The 20,884-nt window shown below is 64.5% G+C and carries 20 protein-coding genes and 2 tRNA genes; 5 read left to right on the forward strand and 17 right to left on the reverse strand.

Translation table 11 applies throughout. The annotated features are described in order from the left end of the window. Positions 1-864 (forward strand): cytochrome c oxidase assembly protein, encoded by an 864-nt coding sequence (locus NCR37_RS09150; protein ID WP_250472713.1) that lies wholly within the window; start codon positions 1-3, stop codon positions 862-864. Here NCR37_RS09150 and NCR37_RS09155 read toward each other — a convergent pair. The 5 genes from NCR37_RS09155 to uvrC form a co-directional block, all read right to left on the reverse strand. Further along, positions 859-1,353, reverse strand: a complete 495-nt coding sequence (locus tag NCR37_RS09155) for a GNAT family N-acetyltransferase (RefSeq protein WP_250472714.1) — start codon at positions 1,351-1,353, stop codon at positions 859-861. The genes NCR37_RS09150 and NCR37_RS09155 overlap by 6 nt on opposite strands. 115 nt (positions 1,354-1,468) lie before the next feature. Then, positions 1,469-1,542 (reverse strand) — tRNA-Cys (locus NCR37_RS09160). A gap of 80 nt (positions 1,543-1,622) precedes the next feature. Continuing rightward, a tRNA-Gly gene (locus NCR37_RS09165) sits at positions 1,623-1,698 on the reverse strand. A gap of 158 nt (positions 1,699-1,856) precedes the next feature. Next, positions 1,857-2,453, reverse strand: coding sequence for a CDP-diacylglycerol--glycerol-3-phosphate 3-phosphatidyltransferase (gene pgsA / locus NCR37_RS09170; RefSeq protein ID WP_250472715.1), 597 nt, complete (start codon positions 2,451-2,453; stop codon positions 1,857-1,859). Between the two features lie 118 nt (positions 2,454-2,571). Then, a complete protein-coding gene (gene uvrC, locus NCR37_RS09175; protein ID WP_250472716.1) occupies positions 2,572-4,734 on the reverse strand; it encodes an excinuclease ABC subunit UvrC in 2,163 nt (720 codons plus the stop codon). Positions 4,735-4,855: 121 nt separating this feature from the next. Here uvrC and earP point away from each other — a divergent pair, with 121 nt between their 5' ends. From earP to NCR37_RS09195, 4 genes are all read left to right on the forward strand, one after another. After that, positions 4,856-6,022: an elongation factor P maturation arginine rhamnosyltransferase EarP gene (gene earP, locus NCR37_RS09180; RefSeq protein ID WP_250472717.1), complete on the forward strand. Its 1,167-nt coding sequence runs from the start codon at positions 4,856-4,858 to the stop codon at positions 6,020-6,022. Positions 6,023-6,262: 240 nt separating this feature from the next. Next, positions 6,263-6,820: an elongation factor P gene (efp, locus tag NCR37_RS09185; RefSeq protein ID WP_175944441.1), complete on the forward strand. Its 558-nt coding sequence runs from the start codon at positions 6,263-6,265 to the stop codon at positions 6,818-6,820. 299 nt (positions 6,821-7,119) lie between these two features. Next, the gene (locus NCR37_RS09190; RefSeq protein ID WP_250472718.1) at positions 7,120-7,452 is read left to right on the forward strand and encodes a BON domain-containing protein; all 333 of its coding nucleotides are present in this window, start codon (positions 7,120-7,122) and stop codon (positions 7,450-7,452) included. A gap of 185 nt (positions 7,453-7,637) precedes the next feature. Beyond that, positions 7,638-9,029, forward strand: coding sequence for a sigma-54-dependent transcriptional regulator (locus tag NCR37_RS09195; RefSeq protein ID WP_175944445.1), 1,392 nt, complete (start codon positions 7,638-7,640; stop codon positions 9,027-9,029). Between the two features lie 73 nt (positions 9,030-9,102). Here the strand turns inward: NCR37_RS09195 and nagZ are convergent, their stop codons facing one another. From nagZ to NCR37_RS09255, 12 genes are all read right to left on the reverse strand, one after another. Then, positions 9,103-10,131: a beta-N-acetylhexosaminidase gene (nagZ, locus tag NCR37_RS09200; protein WP_250472835.1), complete on the reverse strand. Its 1,029-nt coding sequence runs from the start codon at positions 10,129-10,131 to the stop codon at positions 9,103-9,105. Positions 10,132-10,181: 50 nt separating this feature from the next. Further along, a complete protein-coding gene (acpS, locus tag NCR37_RS09205) occupies positions 10,182-10,586 on the reverse strand; it encodes a holo-ACP synthase (RefSeq protein WP_250472719.1) in 405 nt (134 codons plus the stop codon). A gap of 8 nt (positions 10,587-10,594) precedes the next feature. Further along, positions 10,595-11,368, reverse strand: a complete 774-nt coding sequence (pdxJ, locus tag NCR37_RS09210; protein WP_250472720.1) for a pyridoxine 5'-phosphate synthase — start codon at positions 11,366-11,368, stop codon at positions 10,595-10,597. Beyond that, the gene (gene recO, locus NCR37_RS09215) at positions 11,365-12,249 is read right to left on the reverse strand and encodes a DNA repair protein RecO (RefSeq protein ID WP_250472721.1); all 885 of its coding nucleotides are present in this window, start codon (positions 12,247-12,249) and stop codon (positions 11,365-11,367) included. Before recO ends, pdxJ begins: the two co-directional genes overlap by 4 nt. A 16-nt stretch (positions 12,250-12,265) precedes the next feature. Further along, positions 12,266-13,165, reverse strand: coding sequence for a GTPase Era (gene era / locus NCR37_RS09220; RefSeq protein WP_250472722.1), 900 nt, complete (start codon positions 13,163-13,165; stop codon positions 12,266-12,268). Between the two features lie 73 nt (positions 13,166-13,238). Further along, positions 13,239-14,333: a ribonuclease III gene (rnc, locus tag NCR37_RS09225; RefSeq protein WP_250472723.1), complete on the reverse strand. Its 1,095-nt coding sequence runs from the start codon at positions 14,331-14,333 to the stop codon at positions 13,239-13,241. A gap of 139 nt (positions 14,334-14,472) precedes the next feature. Further along, positions 14,473-15,366 carry a signal peptidase I gene (lepB, locus tag NCR37_RS09230; protein WP_250472724.1) on the reverse strand — a complete coding sequence of 298 codons (894 nt, stop codon included), beginning with the start codon at positions 15,364-15,366 and terminating at the stop codon, positions 14,473-14,475. 57 nt (positions 15,367-15,423) lie between these two features. After that, positions 15,424-17,214 (reverse strand): translation elongation factor 4, encoded by a 1,791-nt coding sequence (lepA, locus tag NCR37_RS09235; protein WP_244846913.1) that lies wholly within the window; start codon positions 17,212-17,214, stop codon positions 15,424-15,426. A 124-nt stretch (positions 17,215-17,338) separates the two neighbouring features. Beyond that, a complete protein-coding gene (locus NCR37_RS09240; RefSeq protein WP_250472725.1) occupies positions 17,339-17,572 on the reverse strand; it encodes a glutaredoxin family protein in 234 nt (77 codons plus the stop codon). Positions 17,573-17,609: 37 nt separating this feature from the next. Next, entirely contained in the window at positions 17,610-19,169 is a 1,560-nt protein-coding gene (locus tag NCR37_RS09245) for a DegQ family serine endoprotease (RefSeq protein WP_250472726.1), read from the reverse strand. 23 nt (positions 19,170-19,192) lie between these two features. Continuing rightward, on the reverse strand, positions 19,193-20,179 hold the full coding sequence (locus NCR37_RS09250) for a MucB/RseB C-terminal domain-containing protein (protein ID WP_250472836.1): 987 nt from the start codon (positions 20,177-20,179) through the stop codon (positions 19,193-19,195). Between the two features lie 57 nt (positions 20,180-20,236). Further along, a complete protein-coding gene (locus NCR37_RS09255; RefSeq protein ID WP_250472727.1) occupies positions 20,237-20,881 on the reverse strand; it encodes a sigma-E factor negative regulatory protein in 645 nt (214 codons plus the stop codon). Positions 20,882-20,884: the final 3 nt, after the last annotated feature.

Raw genomic sequence — 20,884 nt, forward strand, 5'->3', positions numbered from 1 at the left:
ATGGGCACGCTCCTGTATTGGCTCGACCCGTGGGAGCCGTCGCCGACGGTCGTGATCGCCGTGCTCGTCGCCGCAATTCTGTTCGTGCGCGGCGCGCGGCATGCGCGGGTGTCGATCTCGCGGCACATTGCGTTCTGGCTGGGGTTGGGCGCGCTGTACATGGCGCTGCACACGCGGCTCGATTACTTCTTCGAGCACGAGTTCTTCATGCATCGGCTGCAACATCTGGTGCTGCATCACCTCGGGCCGTTCTTGATCGCGCTGTCGTATCCCGGCGCGGCGCTGCGCGCCGGAGTGCCGTTCGCGTGGCGGCAACGCTGGCTGCGCCCGCTCACCGAAACGCGAGCGGCGCGCATGTTCTTCGATATCGTGTTCAATCCGGCCGTCGCCGTGCTGCTGTTCGTCGGGCTGATCTACTTCTGGCTGCTGTCGCCTATCCACTTCAAGGCGATGCTCGATGCCCGGCTCTATCGCGTGATGAACTGGAGCATGGTGATCGACGGGCTGCTGTTCTGGTGGCTCGTGCTGGACCCGCGGCCCGCGCCGCCCGCTCGGCTCGCGCCGGGACGACGCATTCTCGTCGTGATCGCCGCGATTCCGCCGCAGATCATTCTCGGCGCGTTTATCTTCTTCACGCCGCACGAGCTGTATCCGATCTATTCGATCTGCGGGCGCGCGTTCACCTGGATCACGCCGATGCGCGATCAGCAGATCGGCGGTCTGTTACTGTGGATTCCCGGCTCGATGATGAGCGTGATCGGCGCGTTGATCGCGCTGCGCCACTGGCTGCGGCTGTCGGCGCGCTCGCGGCTGCGTCAGGAGCGCGCGACGCCGGTCAAGCCGGTGCGCGCGACGGCCTCATGAGCCGAAGCCGGGACGGCGCATCCAGACATGCGGGATGCCGTCTTCGTCATGCACGCCCGACGAGGGCACGAAGCCGAATGCGCCGTAGAACCGTTGCAAGTGCGCCTGCGCGTGCAGGCTGATGGGCTCGTCGGGCCATTGTTCGAGGATGTGTTTCAGCGCGCGTTCGAGCATGGCGTTGCCGAGCTTGATGCCGCGAAAGCCGACGGTCGTCAGCACGCGGCCGATGCGCACGTCTTTCTCGCTAGCGTCCGGATTGCCCGGCAGCAGCACGCGCAGATAGCCTGCCAGGCGCGGACGCTTGCCCCCTTCCCCGTAAGCCAGCAGATGCCACGCGTTCGTATCGAGCCCGTCGATATCGCCATACACGCAATTCTGCTCGACGACGAACACCGCGCTGCGGGCGGCGAGCATGTCGTAGACTTCAGCGGGCGTCAGGTCGTCGAAGGGCTTCCAGCGCCATTGAATGTCGGTGAGTCGGTCGGTCATGGGAATAAGTATCGGATCGCACGGGCGTTCTGCGATTATGCCGCGCGGCCGGTTGAATCGGTGTCGAATGAAGCGCGGATAAAGAAAAAGCCCTGACGGGTCAGGGCTTTTCAAGTGGAGGCGCGAACCGGAGTCGAACCGGTCTAAACGGCTTTGCAGGCCGCTGCATAACCGCTTTGCTATCGCGCCGAAAGCGGTGTGGTGCGCGCCGGTCGAACGACGCCGGCTGACTCACCAAACAAAAAGGGAAGCGTTGCTTCCCCTTTGACTGGAGCGGGAGACGAGTCTCGAACTCGCGACCTCAACCTTGGCAAGGTTGCGCTCTACCAACTGAGCTACTCCCGCATGGACTTCCTTCCTGACCGCCTCGCTTGCTGCTTTGCGTCGCGCATCAGAGAAACGAGATTATGTAGAAGGAAAAGCCGCCTGTCAACTGCCTCGCCAGCCATTTATGCGCATTCGACGCAGTTTTTTGCATCTCGTTCTTGCATTGCGACACCGCCTCACAACATGCCGCCGCGCTCCCGGATCTGCGGCCACGCGAGCTTCATGTAGTACAGCATCGACCAGACGGTGAGAAAGGCCGCGACGTCGATGAGCCACAAGCCCCACACGCGCGTATCCATGACCCACTGCGTGCCCGCGATGCGCAGCGGGCCGTAGAACAGCAGCATCGGAATGGCGACCATCTGGCAGACGGTCTTGAACTTGCCGAGCGAATTCACTGCCACGCTCTTCGATGCGCCGATCTGCGCCATCCATTCGCGCAGCGCCGAAATGGTGATCTCCCGGCCGACGATCACGAGCGCGATCACCGCGTTCAGACGCGAAAGCTGCACGAGCACGAGGAGCGCGGCCGTCACCATCAGTTTGTCCGCGACCGGATCGAGGAACGCGCCGAACGCTGAGGTTTGATCGAGCTTGCGCGCGAGAAAGCCGTCGAACCAATCGGTGAGCGCGGCGAGCACGAAGATGATCATCGCGAGCAGATTGCGATGGTCCAGGCTCAACATCATGTCCGGCAGATAGAACACGCCCACGACGAGCGGAATCAGCACGATTCGCAACCACGTCAGAAAGATCGGTAAGTTGAACGGCATGGGCGATCAGCGAGTGAAGGACATGTAAGGGAGCCGCCATTGTGCCGTGTCGCTCTCCCGCTCACAAGGCGCGCGCCCCGCGCGGCGCGGCTCGCAGCGGGCCGCGCGGCGGAGCTCGTCAATGCAACTGCCGGTAAATCTGCTGCGCGAGCGCAAGCGAAATGCCTTCGACGCTCGCCAGGTCTTCGACGCTCGCCGCCTGCACGCCGCGCAATCCGCCGAAGCGCGACAGCAGCCGCTGACGCCGTTTCGCGCCGACGCCTTCCAGTTCCTCCAGGCGCGACGTCTGACGCGCCTTCGCGCGCTTCGCCCGCATGCCGGTGATCGCGAAGCGGTGGGCTTCGTCGCGAATCTGCGCGACGAGCATCAGCGCGGCGCTTTCCTTGCCGAGTTCGAGCGCCGGCCGCCCGTCCGCGAAGATTAAAGTCTCCAGGCCGACCTTGCGCCCTTCGCCTTTCGCCACGCCGACGAGCATGCCGTGATCCAGCCCGAGTTCGGAGAACACCTGCCGCGCGATCTCGACCTGCCCCTTCCCGCCGTCGATCAGCACGATGTTCGGCAGCGTGCCGCCCGCCGCGACCGCGGGCGCGGCATCGGGCGTGACGTTCGGATCGGCGGCGTCTTCGGGTTGCAGGGCCGCCGCTTCCTCGTTCGCGTTGGCGGCCGCCTGCGCGACCATCTTCTCGTAGCGGCGCGTGAGCACCTGGCGCATCGCGGCGTAGTCGTCGCCGGGCGTGATGCCGTTGATGTTGTAGCGGCGGTATTCGCCCGTCTGCATCTTGTGATGGTGATAGACGACGCACGACGCCTGCGTCGCCTCGCCCATCGTGTGGCTGATGTCGAAACATTCGATGCGCATCAGCGCGAGATCGTCCATGTCGAGTCCGAGCGTTTCCGCCAGCGAGCGCGTGCGTGCTTGCTGCGAGCCCTGCTCGGAGAGCAGTCGCGCGAGGGCGAGCTTCGCGTTCTGCTCGGCCATCGAAAGCCATACGCGCTTTTGACCCTGCGGCTGACGCAGGAGCGCGACCTTGTGCCCCGCCTGTTCGATAAGCAGATCGACGAGTTCGCGACTCGGCGCATGCGTCACGATCAGCACCGGCGGCACGCGATTGCCGATGTAATGCTGCGCCATGAAGGCTTCGAGCACTTCGGATTCGAGGGTGCCTTCGCGCGGTTCCGGGGTGGCTTTTGTCTCTGCGCTGGCGTCGGGTGGCGCTTCGGCTTCGATCTCCGCTTCGGCTTCGGCTTCGGCGTTGGCGTCGGCGTTCATGTCAGAGTTCGCGCTCGCTTCCACGCTCGCCGACACTTCCACATCCGCGCCAACGTCGCCTTCGACCGCCACTTCCCCCGGCTCTCCATCCTCGATGTCGTCTTCGTCACCGCCGAGCGCCACCGCGCTCTCCACATGCGCCGGGAAATACGCTTTGTCGCCCAGATGCCGCCCGCCGCGCACCATCGCGAGATTCACGCACACCTTGCCGCCCAGCGCGACGACCGCGAGGATGTCCACGTCGCTGTCGCTGCCGACTTCGATCGCCTGCTGATGCAGCACGGTCGAGAGCGAGCTCATCTGGTTACGCACGGCCGCTGCCTGCTCGAACTTGAGGTCGGCGGCAAACGCGTGCATCTTCTGCTCCAGTTCCTTCATCACCTCGCCCTGCCGCCCAAGCAGAAAGCGCGACGCGTTCGCCACGTCGCGAGCGTAATCCTCCTCGGTGATGAGGCCGGTGCAGGGCGCGGTGCATCGCCCGATCTGATGCAGGAGACACGGACGCGTGCGGTTGCTGAACACCGAGTCCTCGCACGTGCGCAACTGAAACACGCGCTGCAGAATCTGGATGCTCTCGCGCACGGCCCACGCGCTCGGAAACGGCCCGAAATACTGGTTCTTCTTGTCCACCGCGCCACGGTAGTACGCCATGCGAGGAAACTGATGACCGGTGAGCTTGAGGAACGGATACGACTTGTCGTCGCGAAACAGGATGTTGTAGCGCGGCGCGAGCGCCTTGATCAGATTGTTTTCGAGCAGCAGCGCTTCGGCTTCCGAGCGCGTCACCGTCGTCTCGATCTTGCGGATGCGCGTGACCATCATCGCGATGCGCGGCGAATGCAGCGTCTTCGTGAAGTAGCTCGACACGCGCTTTTTCAGATTGCGCGCCTTGCCGACGTAGAGCACGTTGCCGTCGCCGTCGTAATAGCGGTACACGCCCGGCAGATGCGGCAGTTGCGCGAGCGTCTTCTTCGGGTCGAAATGGGATTCGGGGGCGTCGGTCTGAGTCATGCAGCGAATATCGCGACGAAGCGCGAAGGGACAAGGGCGGCGGCGAGCCGTGGGGCGGACGGTATCTTAGAATCGCCAGTTTAGATCATTACGGCGCGGTCCCGCCGACCGCCCTCTTGCCATGTCCACCGCCTCCACGACATCCTCCTGTGCGGAATTCGCCTGCGACATCTTCTGCGCGGTCGTCGACAACTTCGGCGATATCGGCGTGTGCTGGCGGCTCGCGCGTCAATTGCGCGCGGAATATGGCTGGCGCGTGCGGCTTTTCGTCGATGACCTCGCGGTGTTTCACGCGCTCTGCCCCGCCGTGGATGCGTCGCTCGCGCGGCAGGAGGCTGCGGGCGTCGTCATCGAGCACTGGCGAGAGCCGGCGCACGCCGGCGATACGATCGAGATCGCGGATGTCGTCGTCGAGGCCTTCGCGTGCGAGCTGCCGCACGCGTACATCGCGGCGATGGCGCGGCGCGAGCGCAAGCCCGTGTGGATCAATCTCGAATATCTGAGCGGCGAGGACTGGGTCGCGGACTTCCATCTGCGGCCCTCGCCGCATCCGCGCTATCCGCTCGACAAGACCTTCTTCTTTCCGGGCCTCGGCGCGGGCACGGGTGGCGTGTTGAAGGAGCGCGATCTCGACACCGCGCGCACGCGCTTCGATGCAGCGGCGTGGTGGCGAGAACGCGTGGGCATTGCGCGTCCGGACGACGGCTCGACGGTCGTTTCCCTCTTCGCGTACGAAAATCCCGCCGTCGATGCGCTACTCGCGCAATGGCGCGACGGCGCGGCGCCCATCGTTCTTCTTGTGCCCGAAGGCCGCATTTCCGGCGCGCTCGCGCGTTTCTTCGGGCTGCCCAGGTTCGCGGCGGGCACATCGGCGCGGGCGGGCGCGCTTCAGGCGCACTCGCTCGGGTTCGTCGAACAACCGCGTTTCGACGAACTGCTGTGGGCGTCCAATATCAACTTCGTGCGCGGCGAAGACTCGTTCGTGCGCGCGCAGTGGGCGCGAAAGCCTTTCGTCTGGCAGATCTATCCGCAGGCCGACGACGCGCATCTGCCGAAACTCGATGCCGCGCTCGCGCACATCACCCGCGGCCTGTCGCCAGCGGCGGAGCAGTCGATCAGCCGCTTCTGGCACGCATGGAACGGCGCGGGCACGCCGGACTGGGCGGACTTCTGGCGGCATCGGGGCAATTTCGAGTCGCGGGCTTCTGCCTGGGCGGATGAACTGGCGAGCGTGGGCGATCTGACCGGCAATCTGGTCTCGCATGTGAGTGCCCGCATGGCGGCGTGACGCGGGCCAGAGCGCCGTCTGCCGTATCGCACGGAAGCGGGCGCGGCGTCCTCCCGGCTCGCCAAATAAGCAAAAACTCAGTTAAAATAAGCGGTTATCCGATGAGCAAGCCGCTTTCCGTCGCGCGAATCTGTCGCGGCCCATGACGAAAACGTTCTGACAGCGCCGCGAATCCGATCAGCCACTATCAACACCAATTAGCCAAGTCTTGGCCATATTCATTCGTAAGGATCCAGTTTTATGAAGACCGCACAAGAACTCCGCGTCGGCAACGTCGTCATGATCGGCAACGATGCCATGGTCGTGCAGCGCGCCGAATACAACAAGTCCGGCCGTAACGCAGCGGTCGTGAAGATGAAGTTCAAGAACCTGCTGACGAACGCGGGCATGGAAACCGTCTACAAGGCGGACGACAAGTTCGATGTCGTCGTGCTCGACCGCAAGGAAGTGACGTATTCGTACTTCGCCGACCCGATGTACGTGTTCATGGACGCCGACTACAACCAGTACGAAGTCGAAGCCGAAATGATGGGCGACGCGCTCAACTACCTCGAAGACGGCATGGCGTGCGAAGTCGTGTTCTACAACGAGAAGGCCATCTCGGTCGAACTGCCGACCACGCTGGTTCGCGAGATCGTCTACACGGAACCGGCGGTCAAGGGCGATACGTCGTCGGGCAAGGTGCTGAAGACCGCCAAGCTGCACACCGGCTTCGAACTGCAAGTGCCGCTCTTCTGCAACATCGGCGACAAGATCGAAATCGACACGCGCACGAACGAGTACCGCAGCCGCGCGTAAGACGTAACGATTACGCCCTTGCGCCGCACGCGGGGCGGCGGTTCCGAAACCGCCTCCAGCCGCTGTCACAAAAAAGCGCCCCATCGCGGGCGCTTTTTCTTTTGCATGAAGTTTTTGACAATTTCAGGCAAACTTTACCGGTCATTGTTGCAACTGTTGTGGTTGTTGCGCGCTCTGTACGCCTGTTCTTCGCGCCCCTTTTCCCTGAGAAATCAAGCGCGCGTTTGAACGGCAGTTCGGCAATAAGCGCTTGGCATAGTTTCTGCTAAGTTTGCTTGATACGGACTAAACAACACGACATGCGCAACTCGCCCTCTCTCGTCGGCCGATGGGTGATCGTCGCGACGCTCGCTTTGCCCGCCTTGCTCGTGGCGGCATGCGCGTCGTCACCAACCACCGAGTCCGCCGGAGATTACGCGTCGGATGCCTCGGTGACCGCGCGCGTGAAAACGGCGCTCTTGGCCGACCCGGGATTGAAGTCGCTCGCGGTAAGTGTGTCGACGTATCGCGGCGTCGTGGTGCTGTCCGGAAACGTGAACTCGGAGGAACAGATTCGGAAGGCCGTCGCAGTAACTCGCAGCGTGTCGGGGGTGCAATCCGTCAACAACGATCTGCACGTGAAGCCGCAATGACGCAATAGCCCCATCCAATCGCAGGACAAAAAGAAAACCGCAGCGGGATGCCACGCCGATCCGACGTTCGACCGGGACGAGACGCCGCAGCCCGCCCACGAGCGCCCGAGTTTCAAGCGCCGCCCTCGCCTGGCGACGCATGCGGCAACGGCAATTACAGTCCATTTTGATACGTTGTGTCTGCCATGCCACACGCTCTGATTGTCGAAGACGATCCCAATAGCCTTTCCGGCCTGTCCGCGATCTTGTCCGCCGACGGCTTCTCGGTCGACACCGCGACGACGCTCGCTGAAGCTCGTTCCGCATTGACGCGCTTCATTCCGGACGTCGTGCTGATCGACCTGAACCTGCCCGACGGCAGCGGCCTCGACCTCTTGCCGAGCTTGCCTTCGCAACCGCCCGACGGCGCGCTCCCCGTTATCGTGATGACGGGCAATGCGACGGTCGAAAGCGCGATCGAAGGTCTGCGCCACGGCATCTGGGATTACTTGCTGAAGCCCGTCAACATTCCGCGTCTGCGCAGCCTTCTGGCGCGCATTCCGCGTCCTTACGAGCTGACGGAAGAAGTGCAGGCGCTGCGCTCGACGCTGCGCGAGCTGGGCCATTTCGGCGACATGCTCGGACGCAGCGTGCCGATGCAGCACGTCTACGACCAGATCGAGCACACCGCGCCGACGGAAGCCGCCGTGCTCATCAGCGGTGAGCCGGGCACCGGCAAGAAGCTCGCGGCGCACACGATCCATCAGCTGAGCCGCCGTCGCAAGGGGCCGTTCATCAGCTTCGATTGCTCGACGATCCGCGAAGAAGGCGCGCACCGTTCGATGGACAGCGTCCTCTTCGGCCATGAGCGCAACGCGTTCGCCGGCGCGGAAAACCGTGAGCCAGGCCTGCTCGAACAAGCGGGCGGCGGCACGCTGTTCCTCGATCAGATCGACTCGCTGCCCGCGGCGCAGCAGGAAGCGCTCTTGCGCGCGCTGGACTCGCAGACGTTCATGCGCGTCGGCGGCAGCAATCGCATCATGACGGACTTCCGCCTGATCGCCGCGTTGCGCGCGCCGGCCCGCGATGCAGTGTCGAGCGGCGCGCTGCGCGAAGACCTGTTCCAGCGCCTGTCGGCGTCGTCCATCGTCTTGCCGCCGCTGCGCGAACGCGACGACGACATCGCGCTCATGGCCGAGCAGTTCGTCGACGAACTGAACCGCGAGAATCACATCGCGGGCATCACGAGCGGGTCGCCCAAGCGCATCAGCCCGGCTTTCCTGCGCGAATGTCTCGCGAACGAATGGCCGGGCAATGTGCGCGAAATGCGCGAGCGCGTGCGCCGCGCGTATCACGCGTCGGGCGAGACCATCGAGACGTTGCGCGTCGACGAGCCGGGCGGAATCGGCGGACGCGGGCTAAACGGCAGCAGCGTGCAGGTGACGGTGGGCACCGCGCTCGCCGATGTCGAGGACATGCTGATTCGCGCGACGCTCGAAGCGGTGGGCGGCACGCGGCATCGGGCGGCGACGCTGCTCGGTATCAGTCCCAAGACGCTCTATAACAAGCTTCAGCGCATGAAGCTGGAATCGTCGTAAAGCGGCGCGAGTCGCCAAATGAAAACGCCACGGCAAGCAAGTGCCGTGGCGTTTTGTCATTCGGGCGAGCCGTTCAGCCCAGCGCGGTTTTCACGAGCTGGCGCGCAGCCTGATACTCCGGCTGGCTTTGCAGCTTGCTCCAGCGCAGCGCCTTGCCGCGCGGACGCATCTGCTTGATGCGCTGCTGCGAAGCTTTCGTCGGCGTGAAGCGCAACTGTTCCAGCACCTTGCCCGCCTCTTCCGGCTGATTGCAGATCAGCACCATGTCGCAACCCGCCGTGAGCGCGGCCGTCGCGGCTTCGGTGAGCGTGCCGCCCGCGCGGGCGGCTTCCATCGAGAGATCGTCGCTGAAAATGGCGCCGTTGAAGCCGAGCTTGCCACGCAGAATGTCTTGCAGCCAGATGCGCGAGAAACCGGCGGGCTTGTCGTCGACCTGCGTGTAGATGACGTGCGCCGGAATGACCGACGCGAGCGACAGCCCGAGCCAGTCGTACGGACGCACGTCCGCGGCGAGAATCTCGTCGAGCGTGCGATCATCCGTCGGCAACGCGACATGCGAGTCCGCCGCCGCGAAGCCATGCCCCGGAAAATGCTTGCCGCAGTTCGCCATGCCGGCGAGCGCAAGACCGTGATTCAGGCTCTTCGCGAGCATCGTCACCACGCGCGGATCACTATGCAGCGCGCGGTCGCCGATCACCTGCGATTGCCCGTAGTTCAGATCGAGCACCGGCGTGAAGCTCATGTCGATGCCGCACGCGCGCAGTTCGGAAGCCAGCACATAACCGAACGCCGTCGCCGCCTTGCTCGCGGCCAGAACATCGCGGTCCCACAACGCGCCGAGCTTGCCCGGCGCGGGCAGCACCGTGAAGCCGTCAGCGCGAAAACGCTGCACGCGCCCGCCTTCGTGATCGACCGCGATCAGAATGTCGTCGCGCACCGCGCGGATCGCGTCGGTGAGCGCGACCAGTTGCGCGCGGTCCTGAAAATGCCGCGCGAAGAGAATGATGCCGCCCGTCATTGGATGCGAAAGGCGCTCGATATCCGCGTCGTTGAGCGTCGTGCCGGCGACGTCGAACATGACGGGGCCGGGAATGCGTTTCATCGGATTCAATTGGCTTCTTGTTGTGATGTGAGTGTGATGATTCGGCGTGGTTACGCCTTGTCCGCGATTTCCGCGATAACGAACGTCACCGCGTAGTCGCGCTCGTCGCTGAGCGTCACTTGCGCCGTGATGCCGCGTTGGGCGAGCCATTCGGCCAGTTCGCCCGATGCCGCGATCACCGGCTTGCCGCTCGGCTCGTTGAGCGTTTGCAGCGCGCGCCAGGTCATGGGCCAGCGCATGCCGAGGCCGATCGCCTTCGAGAACGCTTCCTTCGCGGAAAAGCGCGTGGCGAGAAACGCGAGCCCGCGCACTTCGGAGCGCGCGCGCCGCGCGTGATAGATGCGCAGTTCGTCCGGGCCGAGCACTTTCTCGGCGAAGCGCCCGTTGGTGCGCTCCATGACGCCCGCGACGCGGCTAACTTGCACGAGGTCCGTGCCGATTCCGTAGATCGCCATGGCTGTGCTTAACGCTTCGTCTGCGCGGCGAGACGCGAAGCGACCATGATCGCTTTCATCTCGCGCACCGCGTTGTCCCAGCCCGCGAAGATCGCGTGCGCGACGATTGCGTGCCCGATGTTCAATTCGACGATGCCATCCAGCGCGGCGATCGGCTGCACGTTGGTGTAATGCAGCCCGTGGCCCGCGTTTACTTTCAGGCCGAGCGAATTGCCGAACTCGACGCTTCTCGCGACGCGCTCGAATTCGCGCTGCTGTTCGGCTTCGTCGTGCGCTTCGGCATAGCGACCGGTATGCAGTTCGATGACCGGGGCGCCGGCTTCCTTCGCCACGCGAATCTGCGTCTCGTCGGGATCGATGAAAAGCGACACGCGGCTGCCCGCGCCCGCGAGCTGCGCGCACGCGGCCTTCACCGCTTCGAACTGGCCGGCGACGTCGAGTCCGCCTTCGGTTGTCAATTCCTGGCGCTTTTCCGGCACGAGGCAGACATCGTGCGGCTTGATTTCGCACGCGATATCGAGCATTTCGCGCGTGACGGCGCATTCCAGATTCATGCGCGTTTTCAGAAGCGGACGCAGCGTGCGCACGTCGGCATCGACGATATGACGGCGATCCTCGCGCAGATGCAGCGTGATGGCGTCCGCGCCCGCTTCTTCGGCGGCGAGCGCGGCGCGAATCGGATCGGGATACGACGTGCCGCGTGCGTTGCGCAGCGTGGCGACGTGATCGATGTTCACGCCGAGATCGATCACGCTCGCGGGCGATGAGAGAAAGAAGCTCATAGATTTTGCAGGTCGATCAGAATCTGACGGGTGGCGAGCGGCGCGCCGCCCAGATGGTAGTTGAGCAGAAAGCGCATCAGCGTCTTGCTCTGCGCGCCGGTCTGCGGGCTCGTGTAGTCGTCGCGCTCCATGTCGATCAACGTCTGGCCCGCGATGACCGGCCATTGCGCGGGAAGATCGTCGGAGGCTTCGCGCACGCCGCGCTCGGGATCGAAGGTATAGCGGCCTTCGGGCAGCACGGCCTGGCGCGCCACAGTGCGCGTGAGCGCCATCGCGTAGCCGGTTTCGCGCAACAGCACGCGTTCGAACGAGCGCAATACCTGAATGGCGGGTTCATCGTGCGCGAGCCGCGACAGCGTGAGCACGTAGTGATTGAAGAGCGCGGGATGCGGGTCCTCGCGCGCGCAGAACTTGACGAGCAGTTCGTTGACGTAGAAGCCGCACAGCAGCGCGTCGCCTCGCAGCGGCAGCATGCCACCGACCCATTCGGCGGTGGTCAGCGTGCGGACTTCGCCCTTGCCGGTCCACGAAAGGCCGAGCGGCTGGAAGGTTTGCAGCACGCCGCGCAGCGCGGAATGCGGCCGCTTCGCGCCCTTGGCGACGAGCGCAATGCGCCCGTGATCGCGCGAGAACACGTCGATGATGAGACTCGTCTCGCGATACGGATAGCTATGCAGCACGAAGCCCGGCTGCTCGCTGACGCGAAAGTCGGAGCGCGGGCGCGGGCGTTGCGCGCCGGTGCCCGTGCCGCTCGTTCCGGCAGCGGCGGACGACGACGCCCGCCGCCGCTTCGGCGCCGGGCGCTCGCTCGCGCCGATGTCGTCCTCGGGACGATCGTCGGCGGGCGGGGTCATCCACGCGTCGTTCGAGCCGGCGTCCATGAGCGTCGTCCGGGCCTCACTCGTAGCCGTACGCGCGCAGGCCCGCTTCGTTGTCGGCCCAGCCGCTTTTCACCTTGACGAAGGTTTCCAGATACACGGGACCGTCGAAGAGCTTTTCCATGTCGAGCCGCGCCTCGGTGCTGATCTGCTTGAGCTTCGCGCCCTTCTGGCCAATGATCATCGCCTTGTGGCCGTCGCGTTCTACGAGAATCGTCGCAAACACGCGGCGCAGGCGCCCTTCGGTCTCGAACTTGTCGATAAGCACGGTGCTGGTGTACGGCAGTTCGTCCCCGGTCCAGCGGAACACTTTCTCGCGCAGAATTTCGGCTGCGAGGAAGCGCTCGCTGCGGTCGGTCAGATCGTCCTCGCCGTAAATCGGCTCGCCTTCCGGCAGATACGGCTTCACGACCGACATGAGGCGCTTGATGTCGTCCGGATTTTTCGCCGAGAGCGGCACGATTTCGCGAAAGTCGCGCCGCGCGGACATCTGCTGCATGAACGGAAAGAGCGAATCCTTGTCGCCGACGCGGTCGAGCTTGTTCGCGATCAGAAGCGTCGGCGTGCCGGCCGGAATCAGGTCGAGCACCTTCTCGTCGTCCGGACCGAAGCGGCCGGCTTCGATCACGAACAGGATTGCATCGACCGACGTCAGCGTGGACGTCACCGCGCGATTCAGCGAGCGGTTGAGCGCCCCGCTGTGACGCGTCTGGAAGCCGGGCGTATCGACGAAGATGTACTGCGCGTCGTCGACCGTGTTGATGCCGGTAATGCGATGGCGCGTCGTCTGCGCCTTGCGCGACGTGATGCTCACCTTCTGGCCGACGAGCGCGTTCATGAGCGTCGACTTGCCGACGTTGGGCCGGCCGACGATGGCGACCATGCCGCAGCGGAAACCGGGAGATGTGGGAGCGTTCATAGTGATGTGCGGCGAAGGTTCGTTGAGCGCGATGTTGCGAGGGCGCGATGGCGCATGTGCGGCTGAAGGCGCGTCAGTGGCCGGCGTCGGCGGCGCGCACGACGCGGCTGGCCGGGGCGTCGTCGCTGGCGGTGCTGCGCCCGTCGTCGGCGGGCGGCGCGCTGCCGGCGCTGGCATCCGGCGTTTGCGCCGCTTCGCTCTTCACCGCCTTCTCCGGGCGATGAATGACGTGCCGCTCCGATTTCTCAGCGGCTGCGTATGACGCGGCGGACGGCTCGACGTGCGTTGCCCGAATGACGGCAAGCGGCGCGGCGGGCGTCTGCTCGGCGGACGCGCTCCCATCGGCGGAATGGTTGCGCTGACGATCGCGCTCGCGGCGCTCCGGCGAGCGCAAGTCGAGCGCGGCCTGCACGCCGGTCACGCCCGGCACCACTTCCACCTGCGCGAGCTTGGCGGCGCGCGCGCCCTTGCGCTTCGGCTTCACGCCGAGCGTGGGTGCCGCAGCCATGACTTCATCGAGCGCCTTCTTGGCCGCGGCCTGTTCCGCCGCGCGCCGGCTCGCGCCGGAGCCGGACACTTTCACGTCGAGCTTGGGCACCGAGCATTCGACTTCGAACTGCTGGTTGTGCGCGGCCCCGTGAGTGGCGACCACGGTGTAAGTCGGCAGCGCGATCTTGTGGCCCTGCAGATATTCCTGAAGCAGCGTCTTGGCGTCCTTGCCGATGGTGCGCGGATCGATGTGATCCAGCACCGGCGTGTAGAGACGCTTGATGACGGCGAACGCGGCGTCGAAGCCGCCGTCGAGGAAGATCGCGCCGAAGATCGCTTCGAGCGTGTCCGCCAGAATCGACGGGCGCCGGAAGCCGCCGCTGCGCAATTCGCCCTCGCCCAGACGCAAGCCTTCGGAGACGTTGAGCGCCTGCGCGATTTCGTAAAGCGACTGCTGTTTGACGAGATTCGCCCGCACGCGGGAGAGATCGCCTTCGTCGAGCTTGCTGAATCGTTGGAACAAAAGCGCCGCCACCACGCAATTGAGAACGGAGTCGCCGAGAAATTCGAGCCGTTCGTTGTGCGTGGCGCTGTGACTGCGGTGGGTCATCGCCTGGCGCAGCAATTCCGCATTGCGAAATTCGTACTGCAGCCGGCTTTCCAACGGAGAAGATGGCATGGACAGAGTATAACGCGCCCGCGCGGGCGGCCGATTCCGCCCGGCGAGCCGGGAAAACGCGTGGCGAGACGGTCTTAGCCGCGCTTCTTCACGCCGTTTCGAAGCAGTGTCGACGCGAGCGCGGCGGCACCGCGATGGATCACTCGAAGGAGCCGATGCGCTTCAGGTTGCTGAAGTTCATCCAGATGAAGAACGCGCGGCCGACGATGTTGTTGTCCGGCACGAAGCCCCAGTAGCGGCTGTCGGCGCTGTTGTCGCGGTTGTCGCCCATCATGAAGTAGTGGCCCGGCGGCACCCTGCACGTCACGCCTTGCGCGTTGTAGACGCAGTTGTCGCGGTACGGAAAGTCGTCCGCGCCGACGACGAACGGCGGCACTTGCGGATTGTTGAGGATGGCGTTCTTGCGGCCGTCGAGATCTTCGATGAATTGCTTCGCGTAGCCGATGCGCTCGTCGTCGAAGTAGTCCGGCTGCGGCGTTTCCGGCACCGGCTTTCCGTTGATCGTAAGCTGCTTGTTTTCGTACGCGACGGTATCGCCCGGCAGGCCGATCACGCGCTTGATGTAGTCGACCGATTCGTCTTTCGGATAGCGGAACACGACCACATCGCCGCGCGTGAGCGGCTTGCCTTGCGTCAGCTTCGTGTTGCTGATCGGCAGGCGCAGGCCGTACTCGTATTTGTTCACGAGGATGAAGTCACCGACGAGCAGCGTCGGCACCATCGACCCGGACGGAATCTTGAACGGCTCGACGATGAACGAGCGCACGACGAACACCGCGAGAATCACCGGGAAGAAGCTCGCCGTGTATTCGAGCCACCACGGCTGGCGCAGCGCCTCGTTGCGCAGGCGCGCGCGGGTTTCATCGGCGTTTTCATCGGCAAAACGCTCGCCGACGCGTTCCTGCTGGCGGTCGAACTCGGCCACGGCGGTGTCCGCCGCGCGACGGCGCTGTTTGACGAACACCAGTTTGTCCAGCACCCATGCAATACCCGTCACCACGACGAGGATCAAGAGAATCAATGCGAAATTCATCAATCGCTTCCGGTTGTTATCGTCGGTTGTTGTTCTGCGCCCGGCGGCGCGCGAACGTCACTCGTCCACGCGCAGGATGGCGAGGAAAGCCTCTTGCGGAATCTCGACAGAGCCGACCTGCTTCATGCGCTTCTTGCCCGCCTTCTGCTTTTCGAGCAGCTTCTTCTTGCGCGTGATGTCGCCGCCATAGCACTTCGCGAGCACGTTTTTGCGCAGCGCCTTGATGTTTTCCCGCGCGATGATGTTCGAGCCGATGGTCGCCTGAATCGCCACGTCGTACATCTGGCGCGGAATCAGTTCGCGCATCTTCGACGCGACTTCGCGGCCGCGGCTCTGGCTTTGCGAGCGGTGAACGATGACGGACAAGGCATCGACCTTGTCGCCGTTGATGAGCATGTCCACCTTCACGACATCCGCCGCGCGGTATTCCTTGAACTCGTAATCCATCGACGCGTAGCCGCGCGAGGTCGACTTCAGGCGGTCGAAGAAGTCGAGCACGATTTCCGCCATCGGAATTTCGTAGGTCAACTGCACCTGACGGCCGTGGTACTGCATGTTGATCTGCTGGCCGCGCTTGTTGGTGCAGAGCGTGATGACGGACCCGACATACTCCTGCGGCATGTACAGATTCACCGTGACGATCGGCTCGCGCACTTCCTCGATCTTCGACGGCTCCGGCATCTTCGCCGGGTTCTCGACCTGAATGGTGCTGCCGTCGCGCTGGACGACTTCGTACACCACCGTCGGCGCGGTGGTGATCAGGTCCATGTCGAATTCGCGCTCCAGCCGTTCCTGCACGATCTCCATGTGCAGAAGGCCGAGGAAGCCGCAACGGAAACCGAAGCCCAGCGCCTGCGAGACTTCCGGCTCGAATTGCAGCGAGGCGTCGTTGAGCTTCAGCTTTTCGAGCGATTCGCGCAGCGCGTCGTATTGATTCGCTTCGACCGGATACAGCCCGGCGAAAACCTGCGGCTTCACTTCCTTGAAGCCTGGCAGCGGCTCGGCGGCCGGACGATTCGCGACGGTCACCGTGTCGCCGACCTTCGCGGCCGTCAGTTCCTTGATGCCCGCGATCACAAAGCCGACCTGACCCGCCGACAGTTGCGACAGGTTCGTCGACTTGGGCGCGAACACGCCGAGATGCTCGACCGGATATTGAGCGCCGGTCGCCATCATCTTGATCTTGTCCTTCGGCTTCAGCGTGCCGTTGAAGATGCGCACGAGCATCACGACGCCGACGTAGTTGTCGAACCACGAGTCGATGATCAGCGCCTGCAGCGGCGCGTCCGGATCGCCCTTCGGCGGCGGCACTTTCGCGATCAGCGATTCGAGCACGTCTTCCACGCCGAGGCCGGTCTTCGCGCTGCAATGCACGGCGTCCGTCGCGTCGATGCCGATCACGTCTTCGATCTCGGCGATCGCGTTCTCCGGATTCGCGGCCGGCAAGTCGATCTTGTTCAGCACCGGCACGACTTCGACGCCCAGTTCGATTGCCGTGTAGCAATTCGCAACGGTCTGTGCCTCGACGCCCTGGCTCGCGTCGACGACGAGCAGCGCACCTTCGCAAGCGGAAAGCGAACGGCTGACTTCGTACGAAAAGTCGACGTGTCCGGGGGTATCGATCAGATTGAGGTTGTAGACCTGGCCGTCGCGCGCCTTGTAGGTGAGCGCCGCCGTCTGCGCCTTGATCGTGATGCCGCGCTCGCGTTCCAGGTCCATCGAATCGAGCACCTGCGCTTCCATCTCACGATCGGACAGCCCGCCGCACAACTGGATGATGCGGTCCGCAAGCGTGGACTTGCCGTGATCGATGTGCGCAATGATCGAAAAGTTACGAATATGATTCATTCAGTGCCGATCAAGCGAAAAAGGCGCGCCCTCACACATGCGGAGCACGCCTTGAAAATTTGGGGGAAAACTTCTGCATTTTAGCCGAAAAGGGGGTGGACAGGCGTTTTCGGCGTTCGGCAGCCTATGAACGGCGCGAGGCGAGCGCCGCCAGGACGGCATTCGCGTCGAGCCGGTGCTCGCACACCTCGGCGCCATCCAGCATCAGCACCGGGACGCGCTCGTTGTAGCGCGCCTCCAGCAGCGGATCGTCGTCGATATCGATCCACTCGATCGCCACGCCGAAGCGTTGCGCGATGGGCTCCAGTTCGGCGCGCATGTCTTCACACAGATGGCACCACGCGCGCCCGTACAGCATGAAATGCGCGGCGTGGTCTGCCCTCATCGCGCGGCCGTCACTTCTGCGCCGGCACGCGCGGGCGCAGCGGGACGAACTGCGTGTTGTCGCCACGGCGCACGAGAACCGCGACCATCTTGCTCGCGTCCAGACCCTGCGCGACCGATTCGAACTGCTTCGCGCTGGTGATGTCCGTGTCGCCGATCCGCATGATGATGTCGCCCTTCTGGAAGCCCGCGCGCGCCGCCGGCCCTTCGACGGCATCCACCTGCACGCCGCCGTTGAGCTTCAGCGCCTTTTTCTGGTCGGCCGGAATGTCGCTCACCGCGAGCCCGAGCGAATTGCTCGCGCGCTCCTTCGGCTGCGGCGCGCGGCGCTGCTCGGTCTTCGCGACCTTGTCCGGCTGCATTTCCGCGATGGTGATCGGCAGATCGCGCGACTGCCCCTTGCGCCAGATCGTGATCGTCGCTTTCATGCCCGGCTTGCTGTCGCCGACCATGCGCGGCAGGTCGGTCGCCGTGTCCACGTTCGCGCCGTTGAACTTGAGAATGATGTCGCCCGGCTGGATGCCCGCCTTGTCGGCCGGACCGCCCGCCTCGACGCTGCTGACGAGCGCTCCCTGCGCCTTCGGCAAGCCGAGCGAATCGGCCACGTCCTTCGTCACTTCGCCGATTGCAACCGCAATGCGCCCGCGCGTGACCTTCCCCGACGTCTTCAGTTGATCCGCCACGCGCATCGCCTCGTCGATCGGAATCGCGAACGAAATGCCCATGAAGCCGCCGGTGCGGCTATAAATCTGCGAATTGATGCCGATGACTTCGCCCGCCATGTTGATGAGCGGACCGCCCGAGTTGCCGGGATTCACCGCGACATCGGTCTGGATGAACGGCAGGTAGTCGCCCGTGTCGCGGCCCTTGGCGCTGACGATGCCCGCCGTCACCGTGTTGTCGAGCCCGAACGGCGAACCGATGGCGAGCACCCATTCGCCGACGCGCACCTTGTTCGAATCGCCGATGGTGATGGCCGGCAGGTTCGACGCGCTGATCTTCACGACCGCGACGTCCGTGCGCTCGTCGACGCCGACGAGCCGCGCCTTGAACTCGCGCTTGTCGGTGAGCGTGACGTAGATGGTGTCCGCGTCGTCGACGACGTGCGCGTTGGTCATCACGTAGCCGTCGGTCGAGAGGATGAAGCCCGAGCCGACGCCGCTGCTCTGCTCCGAGTTGTCCTGACTGTCATCGGGCGGGAGGCTGCGGCTGCCGCCCTTGCCCTGATCGCCTCCGCCACCACCACCACCGCCGCCACCGCCACCGCCACCGCCACCGCCGTTGCCGCGCGGCGAGCCCGGCTGTCCCGGCATCGGAATGCCGAAGAAGCGCCGGAAGAACTCCGACATGTCGCCTTCGTCGAGGCCCGGCGGCAAGCCGCGCATTTCGCCCGACGAGCCGACGCGCGAGGTCGTGCGGATGTTCACGACTGAAGGCCCGACCTTGTCGACGAGCGAGGTGAAGTCCGGCAGATTCACCGTGGGCGCTGCCGCCGCCGCGTGCGAGATGAACGGCAGGCACACGGCGAGCGCCGCGGCCGCGATGAACTTGCGCAGCGAGTAATTGCTCATGGATGGAAGGCCGAGGGATTCGATTACTTGGAAGGCTTGTATTCTATGGTAGAAGCGAATTGCTGCAACGTGGCTTGCGGCACTTCACCCAGCAAAGTAATCCAGAAATCGCCGCGACGCTTCACGAGCACATGCGTCGCGCCGTTATTGCCCGCGCCTTCCTTGCGGGAATTCTTTTCGATCGGCTCGACGAACACGGAAATCGCGGCAAGGCCGTCCGAGAACACCGCCTGATCGACCGGAATCGGCGGCTGGCCCTGCTCGCTCGACGCCATGGGCCGGCGAAGTTCGCGGATCAGCCTGAAGCCGGGGATGGTCGGCTTGATCTGCCAGCCCTGCGCCTGCAAGTCGACCGGCTGCACCGGCGGGCGCACGACGTTCCAGCCCGCCGTGGCGCGCATGCCGTTCGCGATCGAGGCTTTATCGATTGCTCCGCCGATACGGACCTGCGAGAACGAAAGCTGTTCGAGCACCTGGCCGTCCGGATCGAGCGTCTGCGCGCGCAGCAAGAGACCGGTCTTCGCGTCAGCCCACAGCTTGTAGGCAAAACGATAGGAATCTTTCGGATCGAGCTCGATCACCTGACTCTCGATGCCGGCGACGCGGTCCGTGCCGAGCAGCTTCGGCTCGTACACTGCGAGCACCTGATCGCCGCTCGTGGCGAGCAGCGACGGAAACGAATCCTTGCTTTGCCGATGTTCCATGACGAGCAGATGCCGCTCCGGCACGAACGTGAGCATGTCGTCGTCGTGGCGCAGCATTCGGCGCGGCGCGCCGTCGAGACTTTCGAGCGATTCGTAGTCGCCGTCGCCGTGGGTGGCGACGTGCGTGATGCGCGACGACTGCACCGTCGCGCCGCGCTGATAAAGGAAGGTGCCTTCGTAGTTCTGCTGCTGGGCCGCTTCCTGAATGCGGTTGAGCAGGTTGGCGGCGGTTTTGCGATCCGGCGCGTGGCCACTGTCAGCGAACGATGCGGATGCCGCGCACAACAACGCGGCTGCGCAAACCATCAATGCCGGCAGCCGCCCCCAATATCTAGTTTTAGTCAACCGCACACCTGCCTTCAGTTATTGGCTCTGCGTTGCCACCGCCGCGCGAATCAGTGGCATGGCGCCGGGCATCGCAGGCTGCTGCGAGAACTGCTGATGCGCTTCGAGGTATTGATCGAGATTCGCGTCGCGGATGATGTTCGCCTCGACGACCGGCGCGGCGGTGGTCACGGCCGGCACCGACGCCAGCGCGACACGCTGCACCGAATCCGGCTGCGCGACGCTCGCCACTTGCGCGCCCGAATGCACGCCGACGCCCTGCATCTGCGGCACGACGATCCACGCGAGCGTGGCCGCGGCGGCGGCCACCGCGAACGCCGGAACCACGCGCCTGCGCAGCATGCCGTTGCGCGTCTTTTGCGCCGATGCCGCAGGCAGGGCCGCTGGCGCCAGCACGTGCGCTTCGGCCTCGAAGCGCGCAGCGAACGACGCCATGAACGCGCGGCCGCGCGCCGGGCTTTCGGCGAGATCGTCGGAGCGCAGCGCGTCGCCGATCAGGTGATAGTCGGACCACGCCGCGCGGTCCTCGCTGGACAGTTCCGCCAGGAACTGACCGATGTTTCCGATTTCGCCGAGCGATTCACCGTCGACGAACGCCGACATGCGCTCCCCGCGCGAGCTTGCCTGCGAATTTCCCTGCGCCTGCATCGAGACCGACCCCATGAT

The organism is Caballeronia sp. GAFFF1 (assembly GCF_023630705.1).
In the GTDB taxonomy this organism is placed as follows: domain Bacteria; phylum Pseudomonadota; class Gammaproteobacteria; order Burkholderiales; family Burkholderiaceae; genus Caballeronia.